This is a genomic window from uncultured Corynebacterium sp. (assembly GCF_947253065.1).
Lineage (GTDB): Bacteria > Actinomycetota > Actinomycetes > Mycobacteriales > Mycobacteriaceae > Corynebacterium.
In genome coordinates this window covers 58627-81169 of the sequence record NZ_CAMXWS010000001.1, presented here as the reverse complement: position 1 = coordinate 81169, position 22543 = coordinate 58627, and the positions used below count along the sequence as shown (strand labels likewise).

Here is a 22543-nt window from a genome sequence, read left to right as displayed (position 1 = left end):
ACCCGCTCGGCGGGCTCTTTCCTTTTTGCGATGAACCATCTACAACTCAACGAGGCTTGAAAGAACTGTTCTATGTCTGACAGCGCAACGATTATCGACGAACTGCAGTGGCGCGGACTGATCAACCAGTCCACCGACCTGGAGGCGCTCAAGGAAGCGACTGCGTCTCCGATCACGCTGTATGCGGGCTTCGATCCGACCGGTCCATCACTCCACGCCGGCCACCTTGTTCCGTTGTTGATGCTGCGACGCTTCCAGGAGGCTGGTCACCGCCCAATCGTTCTCGCTGGTGGCGCCACCGGCATGATCGGTGACCCGCGTGATGTGGGAGAACGCACGATGAACTCTGCCGACACCGTCGGCGACTGGGCTTCGCGTATTTCCGGTCAGCTGAAGCGCTTCGTCAACTTCGAGGGCGATAACGCTGCGATCCTGGTCAATAACGCGGACTGGATCAATGAAATGTCGGTCATTGACTTTCTACGTGACGTGGGCAAGCACTTCTCGCTGTCCACCATGCTGTCGCGTGACACGGTGAAGCGTCGTCTGGAAAATGACGGCATTTCTTACACCGAGTTCTCCTACATGCTGCTTCAGGCAAACGACTACGTGCAGCTGCGTCGTCGTTTGGACTGCACGCTGCAGGTGGGTGGCTCTGATCAGTGGGGCAACCTGGTTGCTGGTGTGGATCTGAACCGTCGTATGGACGGTGAGACCGTCCACGCACTGACTGTTCCTCTGGTGACTGACTCCGAAGGCAAGAAGTTCGGCAAGTCCACCGGCGGTGGCTCCCTGTGGCTCGACCCGGAGATGACCAGCCCGTACCGCTGGTACCAGTACTTCGTGAACACCGCGGACGCGGATGTCATCCGCTACCTGCGTTGGTTCACGTTCCTCAACCAGGAAGAGCTTGACGCGCTCGCGGTTGAAGTCGAGGAGCGTCCGTTCAAGCGTGAGGCTCAGAAGCGTCTGGCACAAGAGATGACTGATCTTGTCCATGGCCCTGAGGCAACGAAGGCTGTGGAACTTGCTTCGCAGGCACTGTTCGGTCGCGCAGAGCTCACCGAATTGGATGAGCAGACGCTTGAGGGTGCTGTGTCTGAGACCGATGTGTTCACGGTCGAGCCAGGCGCACCGCGCACGATTGTGGACCTGCTCGTTGGTACCGGTCTTGTTGACTCGAAGGGTGCTGCCCGTCGCGCTATTAAGGAAGGTGGCGCGTACGCCAACAACGTTCGCATCGAGGCAGAGGACTGGGAGCCGGGTGCGGATGATCTCCTGCACGGCAAGTGGGTTGTTCTGCGCCGCGGCAAGAAGAACTTCGCTGGCGTGAAGTTTGAAAACTAAACTTCTGTCGGCAGAAGAGAGGATGTGAAACAGATGAGCTACGACAACCGCAGCAATGAACGTCGCGGCGGGTATGACCGTCGTGACGGTGGACGCCGTGGTGGCAACCGTGATCAGCGCCGTGGCAATGACCGTCGCGGTGGAGGCGATCGCCGCGGTGGTGGCAAGGTTCGTCATGACCGGTCGAATCCATACCGTCAGGGCTACCGCGAAGACCGCATGGCACAGAAGGAAAATGAGCCAGCGCTGCCGGATGATATCGACGTGACTGATCTGGATCCGTCGGTCCTGCAGGATCTGCGCGTTCTGTCTAAGGACAATGCTGACCGTGTGGCCAAGCACATGATTATGGCTGCGACTTGGATGGCTGATGACCCGAAGCTGGCGCTCACGCACGCGCGTGCGGCGAAGAACCGTGCTGGTCGTGTCGGCGTTGTCCGTGAGGCAGCCGGTATCGCTGCGTACCACGCGGGCGAGTGGAAGGAAGCGCTTTCTGAGTTGCGCGCGGCTCGCCGCATGAGTGGCGGCCCTGGGCTGCTTGCTGTTATGGCTGATGCGGAGCGTGGCCTTGGCCGCCCGGAGAAGGCTCTCGAAATCGGTCGTGGGCCGGAGGCAAAGGATCTCGATGATGCTTCGAAGATCGAGCTCGCCATCGTGATGGCGGGTGCACGCCATGACATGGGGCAGCATGAATCCGCTCTGGCGACGCTGCAGCAGCTCAATCCGTCCATGAAGGGCAAGGACTTCGAGGACATCCGTCTTTCTTATGCGTATGCCGATGCTTTTGCTCAGGTCGGTCGCAATGAAGAAGCGCGGAAGTGGTTTGAGCACGTAGTCAAGATTGATGCAGAGAAAATGACGGACGCGGCACAGCGTCTGAAAGAACTCAATTAGATTCCGGAGAGTTTCGCCGTGCGCATGACCACGCTTTTCGACGCCCTGTTGCTTGACCTTGACGGCACAGTTTGGGCAGGTTCTGTCGCCATTCCGAATGCGGTGGAGGCGATTACTGCAGCGAAGAAGGCCGGGCTTGCTGCGGCGTACACGACGAATAATGCCTCGAAAGCCCCTGGTGAAGTAGCGGAAAAGCTCTGCGGTATTGGTCTTGATACGAAGCCAGAAGATGTACTGACGTCTGCGCAGGCCGCAGTGCAATTGGCAACTACTTACGCGAGCCCGGGCGACAAGGTTCTGGTCGTCGGTGCGGATTCTTTCGCGGAACTCGCCCGTGAGGCAGGTTTCGTCCCGGTCACGTCAGCTGATGAGTACCCCGTTGCGGTGCTGCACGGTCATTCACCGGAGAATGGTTGGCCACAGCTTTCCGAAGCTGCTCTGGCGATTCAGCGTGGCGCGAAGTACATCGCCAGCAATCTTGACTCGACACTGCCGATGGACCGTGGCTTCATGATCGGCAATGGTTCCCTGGTCGCAGCCGTGACCAATGCGACTGGTGTCGTACCTGAAGCTGCTGGCAAGCCTGGTCCAGCGATGTTCGAATTGGCCAAGGCAGATCTCGGGGTGAGTCGTCCCCTCGTCGTGGGTGATCGTCTGGATACCGACATCGCTGGTGGTGTCGCCGCCAAGATGGACACGCTTCATGTCCTGACTGGTGTGTCTGGCCCGCATGCGTTGCTCGCTGCACCTGTTGAGCAGCGCTCGACGTTCATCGCCGAGGATTTGTCCGTGCTTATCGACGATGTCGATCCGGAGACCCTTCGTCCGGGGCCACAGGGCGGTTTCACCGCTGAGCGAGACGGTGAAAAGATCGTGCTTGGCGGCGGCGAAGAAGGTGGTTCTCCGCTAGAGGCACTGCGTACGGTCCTTGCCGTCGCGTGGGAAGGCGATAGCGATTCCGCACCGGTCATCACAGCGAGCTCCGATGCAGCCCAAGCTGCGATCCAGGCGTGGTGGTGACGCATCTGATGAAGCCCAGTCCGAAACCCCATGACCGGCGCACACCGCAGATCAGCGTTGATGAACTGCGTGATCAGTATGAGCATGCGCTTGTTGAAGACACCGATGTCATCGACGACACCGATGAACTTTCTGCCGAGCTAGCTCGGTTTGAAGCTGCGTACGGGGTTCTCGCGAATGCACTACAGGACGGGGAATAGGACTCATGCCACCAGCAAAAAGAAGGCTCGATGCTGAGCTTGTCCGCCGTAAGATCGCACGCTCACGCGAGCAGGCGGTGGAGTGGATTAAGGCCGGCCGGGTAGAAGTCGGCGGGTTTGTGGCAAAGAAGCCAGCCACCATCGTCGAGCCGGATGCTTCCATCAAGGTCGCCCATGTTGACGGTGATGATTGGGCTTCCCGTGGCGCCCACAAATTGCTCGGTGCTCTCGAAGCTTTCGAACCACTGGGCTTGACCGTCGAAGGGAAGCGTGCGCTGGACGCGGGGGCGTCGACAGGCGGTTTCACTGATGTTCTATTGCGGCGCGGTGCCAGCGAAGTAGTTGCCGTGGATGTTGGCTATGGCCAGTTAATTTGGCGTTTGCAAAACGACGATCGCGTGACGGTGCTCGACCGCACGAATATCCGTCACCTCACACCAGAAGCGATGAATGGACCGGCTGACCTCATGGTCGGTGACCTCTCGTTTATCTCGCTGGAGCTCGTTCTTCCCGCAATTGCAGCGTGCATGTCGGAAGGAGCTGATCTTCTTCCGATGGTGAAGCCGCAATTTGAGGTGGGCAAGGATCGCCTTGGCAGTGGTGGCGTTGTCCGCTCGGCAGAATTGCGTGAGGAAGTCACCCTTGATGTCGCACGAAAAGCGCTCGATCTGGGATTGAGTTGTCGTGCCGCCACTGCATCGCCCCTTCCTGGGCCGAGTGGCAACGTAGAATACTTCCTATGGCTTGTCCGCGACGGTGGCGTGAGCGCACCGAGCGACGCTGAACTGGCCCAGATGATTCATCGGGCTGTAGAGGAAGGACCGGAGAATTAATGGCTGCTGATGTTGCCTTTGAGGAAGGTGGCGCTGACGTAGCTGCAGGCACTCAACCTGCGGGAGATAACAGCGAACGCATTGTTCTCCTCGTTCCGCACACTCGCCGCGAGGGAAATATCGCTTCAGCTGCTCGTGCGACTGAACTGTTGCTTGAAGCGGGCATTACTGTGCGCTTGCTCGGTGACCGGGATGTTCCATTCACCGATAACTATCCTTCGCTCGCGGGCTTGGACACCGTTGATCCTGGACCAGACGCAGCGAAAGACTGTGAGCTCGTGCTCGTCCTCGGTGGCGACGGCACGTTCCTCGGTGCGGCGGGAATGGCGCGTGAGCAGGACGTTCCGGTACTGGGCATCAACCTTGGTCACATTGGCTTTTTGGCCGAGTGGGAAGAAGACAGCCTGGAAACGGCGATTCGTCGGGTGATCGACCGGAACTATCGTGTGGTCAATCGCATGACTATCGATATCTCCGTGCACGATTCAAATAATGACCTCGTGGGGGAGAGCTGGGCACTCAATGAGGCGAGCTTGGAAAATATCGACCGTAGTGGTGTGCTCGATGCGATCCTCGAGGTGGACTTCCGCCCGGTGAGCTCTTTCGGTTGCGACGGTGTACTCATCGCCACTCCGACCGGGTCGACGGCATATGCCTTCTCAGCGGGCGGTCCGATTCTGTGGCCGTCGCTCGACGCGATTCTCGTGGTGCCAAATAATGCGCACGCGCTGTTCACCACTCCACTGGTCGTCGCTCCTAAATCAACGGTGGCGGTGGAATCTTTGATCACTACGACGTACGCCAAGGTCGTCTTGGATGGTCTGCGTCAGGTGGATATGCCTCCCGGTTCACGCTTGGAAGTCGTGCGTGGGCACCGTCCGGTGCGGCTTGTGCGCTTGGATGACAGTCCGTTCACTGACCGTCTTGTACGTAAGCTTCATCTGCCGGTCAACGGCTGGCGCGGACCGGTGGTAAAAGATGACTATTCGTATTCGGATTCCGTGACTCGCCGCAAAGCACACTAAGCTCACTGCTCACGTTTCGCACTGACTCCTAGTTTTCAAAAGGCCTGCATGCTCGTAGAAATCTCCATCGATAACCTCGGCGTCATTCCTCATTCGCACGTGGAATTCGCCCCTGGGCTTAACGTGCTCACGGGCGAGACAGGCGCGGGTAAGACGATGGTGCTTACGGGCCTCCGGCTGCTCACGGGTGGTCGCGCAGATGCGTCAAAGGTGCGCACAGGGGCCGAGCAAGCAGGTGTTGAGGGGGCTTTCAACGCGGATGAGCTGGATGATTCATCCAAAGCAGCGCTGGATGAGCTTCTCGACGAAGCCGGTGCCACTGCCGATGAGAACGGCGAATACCTTGCTGCCCGCACGGTGAAATCGACTGGGCGGTCCCGGGCTCACCTGGGCGGACGGACCGTTCCTGCGGCGACATTGAGCCGTTTTACGGGTGAGTTACTCACTATTCATGGTCAGAATGATCAGTTGCGTTTGCTTTCACCGGCAGAACAGCTGAGCGCGCTCGACTCCTACGACCCGAAGATCGGGCCTTTGAAGGAGACCTACCGCGAGGCATTCACTGCGTGGCGGAAAGCCTCCAAGGACTATGAGGAGCGCGTCAATAAGCGTCGCGAGCTCGCGCAAGAAGTGGACCGTCTGACTTATGCCATCGGGGAGATCGATGAAGTCGCCCCAGAAGTTGGCGAGGATACCGATCTTGTTGCTGCAGTCAATCGCTTGCAGGATGTCGACGCTTTGCGTGAGGCAGCCCAAGAGGCGATCGTTGCTATCGATGGTGCAGAAGCCGTGGGTGGTTTTGGTGCCGAGGAAGAAGCAGCCTCCGACCTGGTCGGGCGTGCTTCCGGTGCGCTGAGTGGTTCAAGTGATGAGCAACTTCGAGCGCTGGGGGAGCAGCTTAATGAAGTCGCATCGGTGCTTGCTGATGTCTCCGGCGAACTCGGGGCTTATCTCTCTGAATTGCCAAGCGACCCAGAAGAGCTTGAGCGGATGCTTCAGCGCCAGCAGGAGCTGAAAGGCCTGACGAGGAAATACGCACCAGACCTCGCTGGTGTTCTCGCGTGGCGGGAGAAAGCGCAGGCGCGGCTGGAATCGATCGACACCTCGGCTGAAGCACTGGATGCACTGAAGAAACAGGTGGCCGAGCGCCACAAGGCGATGGTTACTCGAGCGAAGAAGCTGTCCAAGGCACGTCGTGCTGCCGCGGAGAAATTGAGTACACAAGCCACTGAGGAGCTTCGCGGTTTAGCAATGCCGAAGGCTCGGCTTACGGTCAGTGTGGAAGACGGCGATTTTGATCGGGACGGCGCCGATGAAGTGGAACTTCGCCTGGCCCCGAATGATGCGCTTGAACCACAGCCCTTGGCATCGAACGCTTCTGGCGGTGAGCTCTCCCGCGTGATGCTGGCCCTCGAAGTGATCTTGTCGGCTCAGCGCAGTGGCGCCACATTGGTCTTTGATGAGGTGGACGCAGGAGTGGGTGGCCGAGCGGCTGTCGAGATCGGGCGTCGACTCGCCAAGCTGGCATTGAATAACCAGGTCATCGTGGTCACTCACTTGCCCCAGGTGGCGGCTTATGCCGACAATCACCTTCACGTGTCCAAGAACGTGGGCGATGAGACAGTTGCCTCCGGTGTACGGGAGCTTGCCGGCGAAGACCGGGTCGATGAACTAGCCCGCATGATGGCAGGTATGGATGATTCAGCTTCCGGACGTGCTCACGCAGCTGAGCTATTGGACAAAGCGCGGCAGGACGTTGAGAGCTACCGCGCCGGCGCATAGTCGTACAGGGCTTCTCCCGCCCACACTTGGCTGATTGAATTGATGCATTTCCCGCGCGCCTTCACCGAATATACAGCGCGAACGGGCAAGATCTGTTGCCATGAGCTCAACTTCCCGTACCCCTGCCGAAAAGAACGGCACCAGCGCCAAGACCGGCACGACGAGTGCCGCAAGCGTCGGAAAGAACAGCACGAAAAAGCCTGCAGCTGCGACCAGCAAGGCCACAACGTCGGAGAAGACTACGCCTGCTACGGCAAAGGCTGAGAAGGCGAAGCTGAAGTCTTCCATCGAAGGTGCATTGCGTGATTGCACTCCACAGGGCAAGGGCCTGCGCAAGCTGAGTGAAGGCGATATCGCTGTTGTTGATGCGCCGGATATGAGTCGGCGTGAGGCGCAGGCGCTCGTCGAAAAGCGTCCGGGTGCTGTTGTGAATATCGCGCAGTTTTCTTCGGGCAATATCCCGAACTATGGCCCACAGCTTCTGCTCGATGCTGGCATTCCGTTGCTGGAGAATGCTGGGGCAGCGACACGTGGTGCCTTCCGTGACGGCAAGAAAGGCGCGGTTACACCAGAAGGTGAAGTCATCGCTGGTCGTAAGGCGATTGCTCAGACTGATCTTGTGGACCGTGCGGCGGCTGATGCGGCATTCGACGCCTCGCAGCAGCACCTCGTCGACCACATGGAGGCTTATTTCGGCAATACGATCGAGTTCATTCACACCGAATCGCCATTGCTTGTCGACGGCGTCGGTGTCCCCGAACTCGGCGACGCCATGGATAACCGCAAGGTCCTGATTGTCAGCCCGACTGTGGATACTCGTGAGCGTGTGGGAAACCTGCGTCACTTCATTCGTGAATTCCAGCCGGTGATCATCGGCGTCGGTGCGGCGGCGGATACTCTGCTGGACCTTGGTTACTCGTGCGATTTCATTGTTGGTGATCCAGCGGATATCTCTTCTGACACTCTGCGCGGCGATGCTCGTGTGATCCTTCCTGCAGACCCGGATGGGCACGCGGCAGGGCTCGAGCGCATTCAGGATCTCGGAGTCGGCGCCGTGACGTTCCCGGCGGCAACTGACTCTGCAACAGACTTGGCTATTTTGCTGGCGGTCTTCCATGATGCGCAGACCATCGTGACCGTTGGTGACCCCGTGGACTTGGACCGGATCTTTGCTGGTAGCCAGGAAGCGACCCCGGCTGCGATGTTGACTCGCCTGAAGGCGGGCAACCGCATCATTGATTCCAGCGTGATCGAGAGCCTTTATGAGAAGGGCTCTGGCGGTGGAGGAATCGCATGGGCATGGGCAATCCTTGGCCTGCTCGTTGCTGCCGCGACCGTGATCCTGATTGTGGGCCTGACGGGCAACGGAAATTTCGTAGACAACCTCGTGGACACCTGGAATAACTTTGCTCTGGCCGTCCAGAATCTCTTCAACCGCTAAAAGGAGGATCGCGTCACCATGCCTAAGAAGAAGAATTCCGGTGCGCCGGGTTGGGTGTTCAGCGGCCTCGCTTGGGGCCTCGCCGGCGGGCTTGCCCTTGGTGCCCTGGTCGTTGCGCCGTCCATGGCCCCGATTGCTGATAACGGATTCAATTACCTCGACGGATCATCTGAGGGCGGTAAGCGCGGCGGCGAGGCCGATGAGGCTACGCAGCGTCAGGCTGATTCCGCCAATGCCTTGCTGGCCAACACTTCGACCAAGATCGTCGAAGGGGCTCTCGATCAGCGCCCATTCCTCGTCATCCGTACTCCGGATGCACAGCAGGACGATGTGGATGTGACCAGCTGGTTGGCAAAGCAGGCAGGTGGTACGGCATCTGGTCAGATCACACTGACTGATAAATTCCTCTCCGCTGAGGGCGCGGATGAGCTGCGTTCGATCATCGCTAATACGCTTCCGGCAGGCGCACAGCTCTCCGTGGACAACCAGGCACCCGGTATTCATGCCGGTGAGTCGCTTGGCGCGGCATTGATGTACGACCCGAAGGGTGACCAGCCACTGGCCACTGTGGAGGACCGCGCTGTGGTCCTGCAAGCATTGCGTGATGCTGGCTTCATCGAGTATGAGGACGGCACGATCACTCCGGCTCAAGGCATCATCGTGATCACTGGTGGTCAGGATGATGAGGATGGGGCTGAGACTCGCGACGAAGCTGCCTCTTTTGCTTCGACAGTGCTTGCTGATTTCGCACGTGGTCTTGATTCCAAGGGTGATGCGGTAGTGCTCGCTGGACGCCGTGGTGCAGCCGCGGAGAATGGTTCCTTGGATCAGCTCCGCGCGGATGAGAAGGCGAAGGTTTCCACGGTCGACTCGCTTGATTCTGAGACTGGACGAATTTCCACTGTTCTCGCGCTTGCTGAGCAGATCAATGGTGGTTCCGGCGCATACGGTTCGGCATCCAATGCGAATGCCGAAATGCCCGCACCGAAGCCAGCAGCACGCCCAGCTGAGTAATTTCTCAGCGCTATGGTGAGCTCCATGAATGATTCCTCATCGCAGCAAGAGCGTCATGTCTTTGAGGTCACGGAATCGGAGCTGCTTATCGACGCTCCGATTCTCGCCCTCCGCCGCGATACCGTCACCATGCCGGGTGGGTCGACAGCACACCGTGAAGTAGTCGAACACTTCGGTGCGGTAGCTGTTGTCGCTGTCGATGACAACGGCCGAATCGCCATGGTGGAGCAATACCGGCACACCGTCGGCCGTCGACTGTGGGAACTGCCCGCAGGGCTGCTGGATTTCGCTGGCGAAGATGCGCTTGAAACAGCCAAGCGCGAATTGGTTGAGGAAGCAGGGCTTGTTGCGGATTCCTGGTCGGTATTGGTGGATCTTGTTACCTCACCGGGATTCGCTGAGGAAGCAGTTCGCGTCTTTCTGGCCACAGGTCTCAACGAAACCAAGCGTCCCGAAGCCGAAGAAGAGGAAGCCGATATGGCTTTCGATTGGGTGCCGCTGGAACAGGCGCGGACGAGCGTCATGACTGGTGAGATAGCTAATTCGATTGCCATCGCTGGCATTCTCAGTGCATCTGAAGTCCTTGCCGGGCGTGCCGAGGCGCGCAGCACGGACATCCCTTTTAAGCTCCGCCCAACACATATGGCGAAACGTCGCCGGAGCCAGGGGATTGAACCGGATATGAAGCGGATCAAGAAGTAGAAGGCTCGCAGTGGACGCACGTACGGTCGGCCAACTCTGGCTTGACCATCTCGCAGTGGAGCGGGGAGTCTCCGCCAATACGCTGAGCAATTACCGGCGTGATGTTGAGCGCTACCTCAATTGGCTTGAAGATGCAGGCAAAACTGACTTGGGCGAGGTCGTATCCACGGATCTTGAAGACTATGTGGCGGACCTCCGGCGAGGGAGCGAGGGAAGGAAGGGGCTCGCGGCGGCGTCGGCAAGCCGTGCCCTCGTCGTTGCGCGCGGCCTGCACAAATTCGCGGTCTCTGAAGGTGTTGTCGCAGCCGATGTCGCCGCCGGTGTCTCGCCACCGAAGCTAGGGGAGAAGCTTCCGGATACGCTCACGATCGACGAGGTCGGCATGCTTCTCGACGCCTGCCCGACCGAGACCCCGACCCAGCTGCGTGATAAGGCGCTGCTCGAGGTGCTTTATGCCACCGGGGCACGCATCTCAGAAGTATTGGCCCTTGTGGTCGACGATATTGCGGAGACCCGTGACTTCATCAAAGTGACAGGCAAGGGTGATAAGCAGCGCATTGTGCCTGTTGGTGGGGCCGCGCAACGAGCACTCGAGGCCTATTTGGTGCGTGGCCGGCCCGCGCTGTCGAAGGGGAAATCGCATGCTGTTTTCTTGAATAAGCGCGGCAGCGCGCTGTCGCGTCAGAGCTCCTGGGCGATCATTAAAGATGCGGCATCGCGTGCTGGGATTGAAAAGGAAATCTCTCCACACACCATGAGGCACTCATTTGCCACCCACCTGCTTGAGGGGGGAGCAGATGTGCGAACGGTCCAGGAATTGCTCGGCCATGCTTCCGTAACAACGACTCAAATATATACCCACGTCACACCAGAAAACTTGCGTGAAGTGTGGGCCACTGCGCATCCCCGTTCGTAAGTGCGGGCAAATGACACCCGTGTAAGATGACCATCAACCGCGTCGTTTCAGTTGATCTTTGATTGGCAGCGGCGCCGTAATGGCAGAGCGTTCACGGGAACACTAAAAGGAGTGGCGGTGACGGAGGACGGACTTTTTAGCGCTTCCGAGGCGGAAGTCGGCCTGACTGGTCGGCCTTTGCGTGAGCTTCCCCAACCAGAACCGTTGGAAAAGCATGGTCCCGCCACGATCATTTCGATGGTCAACCAAAAAGGTGGCGTGGGTAAGACCACGTCGTCGATCAACCTGGGCGCATGTTTGGCGGAGCAGGGACGCAAAGTCCTTCTCGTCGACCTTGATCCCCAGGGTGCGCTCTCTGCTGGCCTGAATGTCTCGCATGATGAGGACCAGGTGACGGTCTATGACCTGATGTTGGATAACACTTCGTCAATTCATGCAGCGATCAAGCACACGAATGTCTCCGGACTAGATTTGGTGCCGGCGAATATTGACCTCTCAGCTGCGGAGATCCAGCTCGTCAACGAGGTCGGTCGTGAGCAAACTCTTGGCCGTGCGCTGCGTCCAGTGCGCGGGGAGTATGACTTCATCATCATCGACTGCCAGCCGTCGCTCGGTTTGCTCACGGTGAATGCTCTTGCGTGCTCGCAGGGCGTGATCATTCCCATGGAATGCGAGTACTTCTCCCTGCGTGGCTTGGCCCTGCTCACCGACACGGTGGAAAAGGTCCGGGACCGCATTAACTTCGACCTGGACATCGTGGGAATCCTGGTCACCATGTTCGACCGACGGACCACGCATGCTCGTGAGGTCATGGACCGCGTCGTGGAAGTCTTCGGTGACCGTGTCTTTGACACCGTGATCACACGTACCGTTCGTTTCCCGGAGACATCTGTGGCAGGCGAACCGATCATCACATGGGCGCCGAATTCCCCCGGCGCCGAGCAGTACCGCAACTTGGCCCTCGAAGTCATCGAGCGCACCTCTTAGGACCCCGCCTCGGTCCAGGTGAGGGGAGCCAGACTCAATGACCACAGCAAAACCGGTTGATCCACGCGATGCCTCATATTCCGGTCAGGGCTACCAGCCGGAGATCACTGGTTTCACCCTGGTCCTGAATAATTTTGAAGGCCCGTATGATCTGCTGCTGAATCTGATCAGCTCCCACAAGCTCGACGTGACTGAAGTAGCTTTGGCGGAGGTCACTGACGAGTTCATTGCATACGTGAAACAGCTTGGTGAGACCGCGGAATTAGATGAGATCACTGAGTTCTTGGTCACCGCTGCCACGCTGTTGAACCTCAAAGCCCAACGCTTGCTGCCACGCAACGGTGATGACGATGAAGATGATCTTGAATTGTTGTCCTCGCGAGATCTCCTCTTCGCACGCCTCTTGCAGTACAAGGCATACCAACAGGTCGCAGACCAATTCGAACGGTGGCAGGCCAATGCCCGGCGCAGGTATCCGCGCGCAGTCGGCATGGAGGACGCCTTCGCTGAGATTCTTCCGCCAGTGGATTTGGGGCATACGCCGGGATCATTCGCGGAACTCGCTGCGTCAGTGTTCAGGCCGAAGCCGCCGGAGGAGGTCCGAGTGGACCACCTGCACATTCAGCAGGTCTCCGTCCCAGAGCAGGCCGGACGATTGCTGGAAACGCTAAAGCTTGCGGGTCCGGAGCACTGGTTGACGTTCACGGCTCTGACTCGGGATTGCACCCGGTCGATGGAAGTCGTCGGCAGGTTCCTAGCAGTACTTGAGCTGTATAAGGCTCATGCGATTGATGCCCAACAGGAAGAAGCATTGGGCCAGCTTAATATCGCGTGGACTGGCAAAGACGTCGATCCAGCAGTAGTGGCTGCATCGAACTGGGAATAGTGAGGGGAAATAGAAGCACGTGGAAGCCGAAGCATCTTTGCCCATGGTGAGCCAATTGCGCTCGCATCTCGAGTCGATTCTGCTGGTGATTGATACGCCCGCCTTGGCGGCTGATCTAGCCGGTGCGCTCAATGTCGAAGAGTCTGCGGTCACTGAGTGTTTGAATCAGTGGTCAGCTGAGCTCGATGAGCGGGGATCAGGTATGGATCTGCGTAAAACCGCGGAAGGCTGGCGCCTATACACACGGCCAGATAATGCTGATGCAGTTGAAGCATTCCTGGTCGATGGCGCGCACACAAAGCTCAGTCGTGCTGCGATGGAGACCCTCGCGGTGGTGGCATACCGCCAGCCAGTAACGCGTGCTCAAGTCGCAGCGGTACGAGGTGTGAATGTCGATGGTGTGATGCGCACGCTGACGTTGCGCGGACTCATTGCGGAGGTCGATCCGGACGCCGCGACGGGCGCTCACCGGTATGTGACAACGGAATTGTTCTTAGAGCAGCTCGGTATTGATTCACTTGATCGACTGCCGGACTTGGCGCCACTGCTTCCGGAAGTCGATTCGATCGAAGATGCCTGGTAGTTTGGGGAACCATGACTCCTACCGCTCGCCGAGAAGGCACACCGGACAGGGGGAAGGACGAGAAGTTCTTCCTCTCCAACGCTAAACCCGCAAAGCACCAGAACGTCAGCTTGAATGAGCGGCGTGAGAATGCGGCGAAAAACGCTGAAGCTCACCCACTGGAAGATAATTGGTGGGATGAACGCGAAGACCCCGTTGCTCCGCTTGGAAAAGCCGTTGAGCACGAGGAACAGAAACGTACACCGCGCAGGAAGCCGAATGAGGGCATTCGTCTGCAGAAGGTTCTCGCCCAGGCGGGTGTGGCGTCACGCCGTCACTCTGAGGTGATGATCGACGAGGGTCGCGTTGAGGTCAACGGCAAGATCATTCGGAAACAAGGCGTGCGCCTTGATCCGAATGTGGACATCATCCGCGTCGATGGTGTGCGCATCAATGTCAACGAGGAACACCAGTACTTCGCGCTGAATAAACCCCGTGGCATGCACACCACGATGGAAGATGACCTTGGGCGCCCGTGCGTTGGCGACCTGGTTGCTGACCGCATTGTGTCCGGCCAGCGTCTCTTCCACGTTGGTCGTTTGGACGCCGACACTGAAGGTCTGTTGCTGCTCACTAATGATGGCGAGTTGGCGAACCGTCTCATGCACCCGCGCTACCAGGTGTCTAAGACATATCTGGCGACGGTACTGGGCGAAGCTAAGCCCGCTTTGGTGCGTGAACTGAAGAAGGGCATTGAGCTCGACGACGGAATCGCGAAGGCAGATTACGCCCAAATCGTGGATACCTATCAGGGGCAGTCACTGGTCCGATTGGAGATCCACGAGGGCCGCAAGCACATTGTCCGTCGCATGCTCAAGGCAGCCGGTTTCCCAGTTCAGCGTCTCGTGCGCACGAAGATCCATACGGTTCAGCTTGGCGAGCTCAAGCCGGGCACTATGCGTGCTTTGAATGACTCCGAGTTGACAGCACTGTACAAGGCGGTGGAAATGTAATGAGTACGACGAATGATTCTCTCGCTACGTTGTCGAATATGCCTGATGGCGGTCTGATTCTTGCCGTCGATGGGCCTTCCGGCACTGGTAAGTCCACGACCTGTCGCGCCTTGGCCAAGCGCCTGAACGCTAAGTATGTGGATACCGGTGCCATGTACCGCGTGGCTACGCTCGCTGTGCTTCGTGCCGGGGTGGATCCGGAGAATACTGAGGCCGTGATTGAAGCAACACGTGACCTGCCGCTGGAGATCTCGGATGATCCTGATTCCACCGAAGTGATCCTCAACGGTGAGAACGTGGCCACGGAAATCCGCGGGCGCGAGGTCACGCAGAATGTCTCTGCGGTATCTGCCATTCCGGAGGTGCGCACGAACCTCGTGGAGCTGCAGCGCAAGCTCGCCCACGAAGCGCACCGCGCGATCGTCGAAGGCAGGGACATTGGCACGGTCGTGCTTATCGACGCTCCTGCCAAGGCTTTCCTCACCGCCTCCCCGGAGGTGCGCGCCACCCGCCGTTATGACCAGGACATCGCAGCTGGTCGTGAGGCGGACTATGACACTGTTTTGGCTGATGTGATTCGCCGCGATGAGCTGGATTCTTCCCGCGCAACCAGTCCGCTCCGCCCGGCAGATGACGCCGAGATCATCGACACTTCTGAGATGACTAAAGAAGAGGTCTTGGGAGCATTGATCACGCTCATTGAAAGGAGCGCGCGATGACTGACCGCAAGGACAACGAATCGCTCGAAGACACCCAATTCGAGTACACCGAATTCAACCCAGCCGATTATGACGGTGAAGTGATTTCCGAGGCTGAGGCCTACGAAGACTTTGACGAATCGGAATTCGGTCCCGCTGATTTCGGCGACAGTTACGGTAGCGACGATGCTGCCAGCGATAACGGCGATGAGATCGAAGACTACGAATATACCGACGAAGAGTGGGAAGAAATCGGTGCGGAATACGGCATCACGCCGGACGGTCACATCGAAGAGGCTTTGCCCACTGTCGCGATCGTTGGTCGCCCGAACGTGGGTAAATCCACCCTGGTCAACCGCTTTCTCGGCCGCCGTGAAGCAGTGGTGGAGGACCACCCCGGTGTGACCCGCGATAGGGTCAGCTACCTCGCCGACTGGGCCGGCAAGCGCTTTTGGGTGCAGGATACCGGTGGCTGGGACCCGGATGCGAAGGGCATCCACGCTTCCATCGCGCACCAGTCTGAGGCCGCCATGGATGATGCTGATGTCATCGTCATGGTCGTTGATGCTCATGTGGGCGTCACCGATTCTGATGCCTTCATGGCACGTAACCTGCAGCGTTCGGACGTTCCTATCCTGCTCGTTGCCAACAAATTTGAATCCGAGTCCCAGTGGGGTGATGTCGCCGAGTTCTACTCGCTCGGACTGGGCGACCCATGGCCGGTCTCCGCACTGCACGGTCGTGGTGGTGCAGATGTCTTGGACGAGATCGTCAAAGCTTTCCCGAAGGAGCCGAAGGCAGCAAGCTCGATCACGGAGGGACCGCGTCGTGTTGCACTCGTCGGCAAGCCGAATGTGGGTAAGTCGAGCCTGCTGAACAAGCTGTCGAAGTCGAAGCGTGCTGTCGTGGACAATGTCGCGGGTACCACTGTCGACCCGGTCGATGAGCTGATTCAGCTTGATCAGCGCCTTTGGCGCTTCATTGATACCGCTGGTCTGCGCAAGAAGGTCAAGAACGCGACCGGACACGAGTATTACGCCTCGTTGCGTACCCGCGGCACGATCGACGCGGCCGAAGTGTGCGTTGTGCTTATCGACGCCGCAGAGGAAATCACCGAGCAAGATCAACGCGTGATTTCCATGGTGTTGGAGGCCGGCAAGGCAATGGTCATCGCCTTCAACAAATGGGACTTGATGGACGAGGACCGGCGTTACTACTTCGACCGGGAATTCGACATGCAGCTCAACCAACTGCCGTGGGTGTCCAAGATCAACATCTCTGCGGAGACAGGTCGTGGCCTGCACCGTCTGGAGAAGGAAATGATCACGGCGCTGGAGAACTGGGATCGTCGTATTTCCACCGGCCAGCTGAATAATTGGGTCCGTGAAGCGATCGCGGAGAATCCGCCGCCGATGAAGAATAACCGTTTGCCGAAGGTGCTCTTTGCCACCATGGTGAACACCCGTCCGCCGACAATCGTCCTGTTCACAACCGGCTTCCTCGATGGTGGCTACCGCCGCTACCTGGAGCGGAAATTCCGTGAACAGTTCGGCTACCACGGCACTCCAATTCGTTTCGCCGTGCGCGTGCGTGAACGCAACCCGCGGAGACGCAAGTGACGTCTACTCGACGTGTCACCCGCACCGTGACCGTCGGTGGAAGCTAGGTAGTGGCTGCCCTGCGGTACAAGAACGCGTCGGTGCGGTAGGGCAGTGGTATCGGTTGCCCGGGATCGAAGCCGAGACGTTCGTAGAGATACCAACACAGATTGTCTGTCACTTTCTGCCGGGTTTTCTCGTTGGCCCGCAACCAGTATGAACGCGTGCGCGCAAGCGCAAAAAGCTGCTCTGGGGTGATTGCCTGGAACCATCGGGTACGCGCTTCTTCTTCTAGTACCCACGGCTGTTTCACCTCTGGGTAGAAACCCTCACGGTGCACATCGCCAGAGTGGCTGATCCGGGAAAGACGCAACACCCACGGGTGTGAAACATCGAGGGTGTTCCAACACAGCATGAGCGCACCACCAGGTTTCACGACCCTGTCAGCCTCCGCACTCGCGGCGGCCGCGTCGACCCAGTGCCACGTTTGCGCACTGACATACGCATCAACACTCCGGTCCCGAAGACCAGTCGCTTCCGCCGTCGCCCGCCACACAGGAACATTGGGCAGATGCGTACGAAGCATCTCGAGCATGCTTGCCGACGGATCCACCGCCCACACTGATCTACCCGGCGCGAGCAACGTGGAGGTGAGTTTGCCGGTGCCGGCGCCGACGTCGATAAGCGTCTGTGCTTTATTCACGAGTGCCGCGACTTGAGGCGGGTAGCTTGGGCGCACGTCCTCATAATCGTCTGCGCCCGTGGCGAAGGCACCAGCAGTGAACACCCGCGCGGAAGCAGTGGCAAAGCCCGGAGCTTGCTTGCCGCTCGGCTTGAAGAACCTGGGGTCCGGGTGTGAGTCCATGCGATGAAATCTACCTGCTTTGGCAGCACCGTCGAATTTGCTGTGAACGGTGCTGACGCGCCACGCGGGTTTTAGATATCAACGTTACGATGGCGTAGGTTGTCGTGCTGGGCGTCAAATTTTCCGCCCTGAGAATGACCCGAAAAGCTCCCACGTTGACTGCAAGGAAGACACGAACACCAGTGAAGAAACACGCACGCATCGCCGCCACTAGTGCGGTACTGCTTGTCACCATCGCTGGTCTTGGTGCATGTGGGGAGAATGAAGAGGACCTCCAAGTCACCGATGCGGCGAATGAAGTCCGTGAGGAGCTTGCAGAGGCCGAAGCTGAATTCACTGGCGAACCCACCACGCATGAGCGAACCATCACGGTGGCCGGGCGTGAGCGTGAATATCTGGTGACTACGCCACCTGATGTGGACGACCGGTACAACCTTCCATTGCTCTTCGTGTTCCACGGCTACAAGATGAGCCCACAAACGATTCGTAAGCTCACTGATTTCGATGATGCCAATGCCGTCGTGGTGTACATGAAAGGCGTTGACACTGCCTGGGCGCCCGCGCCATATGCGAAGACGACGGGGGAGGAGGACCTTGAATTCTTCGACTCGGTCCGTCAGGAAATGCTCGATACCTATCCGGTGAGCCACGCCCGCGTTTTCGCTGCAGGCCATTCAAACGGCGGCGGCTTCGCAGCATTTACTGCATGCAAACGAGCCCACCAGCTCACTGGGATCGCCACTGTTTCTGCAGCGTTCTACGACAAGGTCTATGAAGGTTGCGCACCGATTCCCACTAAACAAATCGATTTCCATGGCACCAACGACAAAGTGATCAACTACGACGGTGGGACACGCCACGGCGCTCACTATATGCCCAATGAACAAGTGATGGCTGAGGCAGCGAAGCGCAATTATTGCGCCCCCGATCCGGAAGTTGAACCGATCAGTCGACCCGGTGAGGAATTCATTTGGCGCCACTGCGATGCGGAGCTGCGTCACTACCGCCTCGACGGCAGCGGTCACATTTGGCCCGGCAACGATAGCGATAATGGTCCTGGGGAGAACACCACCGATAATTTCGCGTCGAAAGAAATCCTCGAGTTCTTCGGCATCAGCGGACGCGATGATTTGAAATAGGGCAGAGGTCCTTAGCAACTATTGTGTGGCATAGCCAGTTCCCAGTTGCCAGCAATTCTCTGCTTGTAACCGATCTTGGTTCGCCCCAGGCCGCGTTCACGTTCTCTCGCCGTGAGCTCATAGTGTTCGGGCAGACCATTCCGCCCGTAAGACATAGTGCGGTGAAGTTTCTCAAACGGTCCAGGGATACGCCGTTGTTCCATCCACCACGCGACCAAAAGTGTCACCATCCACACGAGGAAAGCGAGGACCGCCTGGCCAGCAATATTCAAGTCATGCCCGAAATTGAGCAAGAACGGCGCCGTCAGTGGCAACAGAATAATTGTCTGCCCGAGGTACCCGGTCATCGAACGCTTCCCCAACGCATTGAACGCACTCAACCAGACTGGAATCGCGCCACCCGCATTGATCCGGCGTTGGATTGGCCGCATCGCCAGCATCACCGCGGCGAGGATTCCTGGGCCGGTCAGCCGCCCGAAAGCTTGATTCAGAATCGCGAAACCAGGCTCCCATGCGTAGGGAAGAATCCCCACAGACGACAGACCGAACGGAATACCCACGAACACGACAACCAGCAGCGTCACAATCACCCAGGCCCAGAGCCGACGCGCATGCTTATCGACGTCCTCCATCACCCGTTCCCGGCCCCACACGAAACCCAACAGAATCATCGGAAGGATCGAGATGACCGGGAAGGCTTGCTCCGCCAGTATGCCCACTGCCATCTGCAGTTGCTCTGGGTACGTTGCAGCAGTGTCGAAATAGAACATGCTCATATCGAATGTCGGTGCACCGGGCCCTTCGATGAAGATCATCAGCGCACCAAGCGTGCACCACAGGCACCATAACCCCAGCATTACCCCAGCGATGATGCGCAGTATTCGATCAGAACAACCGATCAGCAACGCCACGACCATTCCACAGATGCCGTAGGCGGTGAGGATGTCACCGGGGAAGAAGAACAGGAGATGAACCACGCCGAAGCACAGCAGGAAGAAATAACGTTTGGCCAACACTTTCTTCGCTGCCGCATTGGTATACCCACGCCGCCACAGGCTACACAGGATCATGCCGATGCCCATGCCTAAGAGAACAGAGAACATCGAGAGCCCCCGCACGTGGACAAACATCGCCTGCAACACGATCAGAACAATGTCCAGAGCACTTGCATGCTCACCCGTCCCACCGAAATAACCCGATCGCACTGCTTCAGGATCAGCCAGCCAGCCCGTGGGTACATTCGCCAGCGCAATCCCCAGCAGCGCCATCCCTCGTGCAACATCGGGAGCGATATACCGGATCTTTCTCAGACCCGCAGTTTGCTGGATATGACTAGCCATGGGCGAAAGGTCCTCTCTTCCAACAGCAAAAGGGACGATGACGTGGTGTTTCACCACTGATCATACGTCCCTTTTGTGGTGCTAGCGCGTTAATGAAGCGACTAGCTTTTGGCGCTCAAAACTATGCAATGTTTATGCGTCTTTCTTGGAGGAGAGCTGCTCCGTTGCAGCCTTACCCAGGGAGGCCTCACCGCAAAGACCTGGAATCAGCGCGAGCGTAAGCAGGCTCAGCCCGCCGACACCTGCAGCGATCGCGCCACGGTTGTCGTTGACGATCTTCGCAAGACGCGGATCCCAGATGCCCAGCTGCTTCTGCGACTGCGCAACGAACTCATCAATCGCAGCAATACGCATCCCGCCAAGAAGCTGGGAGGCAATCGCAATAGCCGGAAGGATGAACAGCAGGGAACCGCCGATCGCGCCAACGCAGCGGCCCAAGCCGGTGTTCAGGCGGCCCTCGAGAGCCGTGATGCGCTTATCAGCGTCCTCAAGCTTGGCCTGCTGGTCCTTGTCAGCCTGCTCAAGGTCCTTGATTGCCTGCTCAGCCTCGCCGAGCTGGTCCTTGAGCTGGCCGTTTTCCTTCTCAACATTCTCAAGGCGCTTATTCAGGTCATCGATGACTTCCTGGATCGGCTTCTCTTCACCCTGGTAGTCGACGGTGCAGTCGCAGCCAGAAGTAGCCACCCAGGTCGATGCTTCCACGTTCTTGTCGTTTGCGTACGTGACCTTGAACTTCAGCTCGCTGTCGTCCTTAGTAGGCGTGTACTTGAACTTGAGCGTCTGCGGCTTACCCGCCTCGACGGTGACCTTCGCGTCTTCAGCGACAACCTCACCGGCTTCATTGGTGATCGTCGGGTGCGAAAGGCGAGTATTGCCCTCCTGAGACAGCTCCATTTCGAGCTCGATCTCTTCACCCGGCTTGAACTTGAATGGCTCCTCTTCAGTCCATTCCTTGCCGTTGATTAGGACCTTTGCAGCGGGCTTGCTCTCAGCATCGACCGAAGCATTCGGATCAACGACATTCGCAGCGGAATTAGCGCGCCCGAAAACACCACCAACTGCAGGATCGTGCTTCGAAGGCGCGAGACGGTACTGGGCAGTCTTGTTTGCAGGAACCAGGCCGATCTCACGAACCTCGTACGTGACACGTGCATCCTTCGGGATATTGGAGACGATGACGCGGAAGCCCCCATCGTCCTCAACGACCTCGAGCTTGACTGCGTTCTTCTGCTCCTCAGTCAGCGGCGACTGCTGGGAGCCGCTGATGAGCGAAACCTTGGTGATCGTTGCTTCCCACTTAGAAGGGTCAGTGAACTCCCACGGATCATCATCATTCAGGCCATCGTTTTTCGGGTGGTAAGTGACAGCAGCAGTACCGTTCGGAGTGTTCACCGGAGTGATGCCGCGCAGCATAAGGTGAACATTGTCCGGGTCAGCGTCCTTGTTGTACACCGGCATTGTCCACGACTGATACTTGCTGTCGTTGTCATTGACGCCGCTGACGATCTGGCGGTAGGAAATATTGAAGCCGAATGGGGTGGCATCCGGTGCACTAAGATTGCCGTCAGCCGTGCGAGTCCAGTACTTGACCGGCTGATCTTTCCACTCAGGACTCTGGCCCTCAGCACCCTGGGTCACGCCATCGCCAGCGCCGTAGAAGTTCGCCACAATACGCACTGGCACAGTGATCGGGACGGTGCCGGAAGTGATGTTGTCTGCGTTATCAAGACCGGTGATGGTGATACCACTAGCAACCTTGCCTCCTCCAAAGGAAGCCGAAGTCTTCTTGATGTTCAGAACGTCGGACAGGCCACCTTCGATGCCGAAGTTCGCGTCAGCTTCGCCAATGGCGATGCCGCCGCCAGAGTGTGGCTGCTCGGCTGCGCCGAAGAAAACGTCGATCTTGCCGTCCTTGGACACCTTCGACATATCAACGTTCAGGCGGAGCTGGTAGCCCGCGGAGTTATCAATATTGCCTTTGGCCAGAGCATCGTAGTCGGTGGTGACCTTATTGCCTTCTCCATCGAACAGGCCTTCAACCGTCACAGCCTTAGCTGGAATTGCAGTGTTGTCCTGTGCGATAGCAACAGGTGCGCCGAACGGAGAGGTAGTGTTGACCACCTGGACACCGGAAACGGCAAGACCTGAAGCCAGAGCAATGGCCATAACTCGGTTAAAGCGAAGCGCACGGCGCCGAGCAGAAATGCCCATGTTTAACTCCTGATAGCGGACCGAACAAGTGAACGTTCTGGGGAGATCCAGCTGCTCACCGGTGGTGTTG

Annotated in this window: 21 protein-coding genes; 18 read left to right on the top strand and 3 right to left on the bottom strand. The window is 58.2% G+C overall.

The features are described 5' to 3' along the window. Positions 1 to 72 precede the first annotated feature (72 nt). The 17 genes from tyrS (at position 73) to der (ending at position 16939) form a co-directional block, all read left to right on the top strand. Complete coding sequence (gene tyrS / locus Q0X21_RS00385) at positions 73 to 1347, top strand: tyrosine--tRNA ligase (protein WP_297849712.1); 1275 nt, start codon at positions 73 to 75, stop codon at positions 1345 to 1347. A 33-nt stretch (positions 1348 to 1380) separates the two neighbouring features. Further along, positions 1381 to 2241 carry a hypothetical protein gene (locus tag Q0X21_RS00380; RefSeq protein WP_367172599.1) on the top strand — a complete coding sequence of 287 codons (861 nt, stop codon included), beginning with the start codon at positions 1381 to 1383 and terminating at the stop codon, positions 2239 to 2241. Positions 2242 to 2265: 24 nt separating this feature from the next. Beyond that, entirely contained in the window at positions 2266 to 3261 is a 996-nt protein-coding gene (locus Q0X21_RS00375) for an HAD-IIA family hydrolase (protein WP_297849711.1), read from the top strand. Between the two features lie 8 nt (positions 3262 to 3269). Next, positions 3270 to 3461: a hypothetical protein gene (locus Q0X21_RS00370; protein WP_297849710.1), complete on the top strand. Its 192-nt coding sequence runs from the start codon at positions 3270 to 3272 to the stop codon at positions 3459 to 3461. Between the two features lie 5 nt (positions 3462 to 3466). Further along, on the top strand, positions 3467 to 4294 hold the full coding sequence (locus tag Q0X21_RS00365; RefSeq protein WP_297849709.1) for a TlyA family RNA methyltransferase: 828 nt from the start codon (positions 3467 to 3469) through the stop codon (positions 4292 to 4294). Further along, a complete protein-coding gene (locus tag Q0X21_RS00360) occupies positions 4294 to 5319 on the top strand; it encodes an NAD kinase (RefSeq protein ID WP_297849708.1) in 1026 nt (341 codons plus the stop codon). Before Q0X21_RS00365 ends, Q0X21_RS00360 begins: the two co-directional genes overlap by 1 nt. Before the next feature lie 48 nt (positions 5320 to 5367). Beyond that, the gene (gene recN / locus Q0X21_RS00355) at positions 5368 to 7101 is read left to right on the top strand and encodes a DNA repair protein RecN (protein WP_297849707.1); all 1734 of its coding nucleotides are present in this window, start codon (positions 5368 to 5370) and stop codon (positions 7099 to 7101) included. 100 nt (positions 7102 to 7201) lie between these two features. Further along, entirely contained in the window at positions 7202 to 8542 is a 1341-nt protein-coding gene (gene steA, locus Q0X21_RS00350; RefSeq protein ID WP_297849706.1) for a putative cytokinetic ring protein SteA, read from the top strand. Positions 8543 to 8560: 18 nt separating this feature from the next. Continuing rightward, positions 8561 to 9556: a copper transporter gene (locus Q0X21_RS00345; protein WP_297849705.1), complete on the top strand. Its 996-nt coding sequence runs from the start codon at positions 8561 to 8563 to the stop codon at positions 9554 to 9556. 12 nt (positions 9557 to 9568) lie between these two features. Further along, positions 9569 to 10258, top strand: a complete 690-nt coding sequence (locus tag Q0X21_RS00340; RefSeq protein WP_297849704.1) for an NUDIX hydrolase — start codon at positions 9569 to 9571, stop codon at positions 10256 to 10258. 10 nt (positions 10259 to 10268) lie between these two features. Next, the gene (gene xerD, locus Q0X21_RS00335; RefSeq protein ID WP_297849703.1) at positions 10269 to 11174 is read left to right on the top strand and encodes a site-specific tyrosine recombinase XerD; all 906 of its coding nucleotides are present in this window, start codon (positions 10269 to 10271) and stop codon (positions 11172 to 11174) included. A gap of 117 nt (positions 11175 to 11291) precedes the next feature. Beyond that, complete coding sequence (locus Q0X21_RS00330; protein ID WP_297849702.1) at positions 11292 to 12161, top strand: ParA family protein; 870 nt, start codon at positions 11292 to 11294, stop codon at positions 12159 to 12161. 37 nt (positions 12162 to 12198) lie between these two features. Then, on the top strand, positions 12199 to 13047 hold the full coding sequence (locus Q0X21_RS00325; protein WP_297849701.1) for a ScpA family protein: 849 nt from the start codon (positions 12199 to 12201) through the stop codon (positions 13045 to 13047). Positions 13048 to 13090: 43 nt separating this feature from the next. Beyond that, entirely contained in the window at positions 13091 to 13630 is a 540-nt protein-coding gene (scpB, locus tag Q0X21_RS00320; RefSeq protein WP_297849793.1) for an SMC-Scp complex subunit ScpB, read from the top strand. An 11-nt stretch (positions 13631 to 13641) separates the two neighbouring features. Further along, positions 13642 to 14622 (top strand): pseudouridine synthase, encoded by a 981-nt coding sequence (locus tag Q0X21_RS00315; RefSeq protein ID WP_297849700.1) that lies wholly within the window; start codon positions 13642 to 13644, stop codon positions 14620 to 14622. Further along, entirely contained in the window at positions 14622 to 15341 is a 720-nt protein-coding gene (cmk, locus tag Q0X21_RS00310; protein ID WP_297849699.1) for a (d)CMP kinase, read from the top strand. Before Q0X21_RS00315 ends, cmk begins: the two co-directional genes overlap by 1 nt. Next, positions 15338 to 16939, top strand: a complete 1602-nt coding sequence (gene der, locus Q0X21_RS00305) for a ribosome biogenesis GTPase Der (protein WP_297849698.1) — start codon at positions 15338 to 15340, stop codon at positions 16937 to 16939. The genes cmk and der overlap by 4 nt, the downstream gene beginning before the upstream one ends. Positions 16940 to 16982: 43 nt before the next feature. Here the strand turns inward: der and Q0X21_RS00300 are convergent, their stop codons facing one another. Next, on the bottom strand, positions 16983 to 17783 hold the full coding sequence (locus tag Q0X21_RS00300; RefSeq protein ID WP_297849697.1) for a class I SAM-dependent methyltransferase: 801 nt from the start codon (positions 17781 to 17783) through the stop codon (positions 16983 to 16985). Positions 17784 to 17965: 182 nt separating this feature from the next. On the opposite strand from Q0X21_RS00300, the gene Q0X21_RS00295 reads away from it, so the two are divergent. After that, positions 17966 to 18922, top strand: a complete 957-nt coding sequence (locus Q0X21_RS00295) for a PHB depolymerase family esterase (RefSeq protein WP_297849696.1) — start codon at positions 17966 to 17968, stop codon at positions 18920 to 18922. An 11-nt stretch (positions 18923 to 18933) separates the two neighbouring features. On the opposite strand, the gene Q0X21_RS00290 is transcribed toward Q0X21_RS00295, so the two are convergent. After that, positions 18934 to 20262, bottom strand: a complete 1329-nt coding sequence (locus Q0X21_RS00290; RefSeq protein ID WP_297849695.1) for a DUF418 domain-containing protein — start codon at positions 20260 to 20262, stop codon at positions 18934 to 18936. Positions 20263 to 20394: 132 nt separating this feature from the next. Next, positions 20395 to 22473 carry a hypothetical protein gene (locus tag Q0X21_RS00285; protein ID WP_297849694.1) on the bottom strand — a complete coding sequence of 693 codons (2079 nt, stop codon included), beginning with the start codon at positions 22471 to 22473 and terminating at the stop codon, positions 20395 to 20397. Positions 22474 to 22543 lie beyond the last annotated feature (70 nt).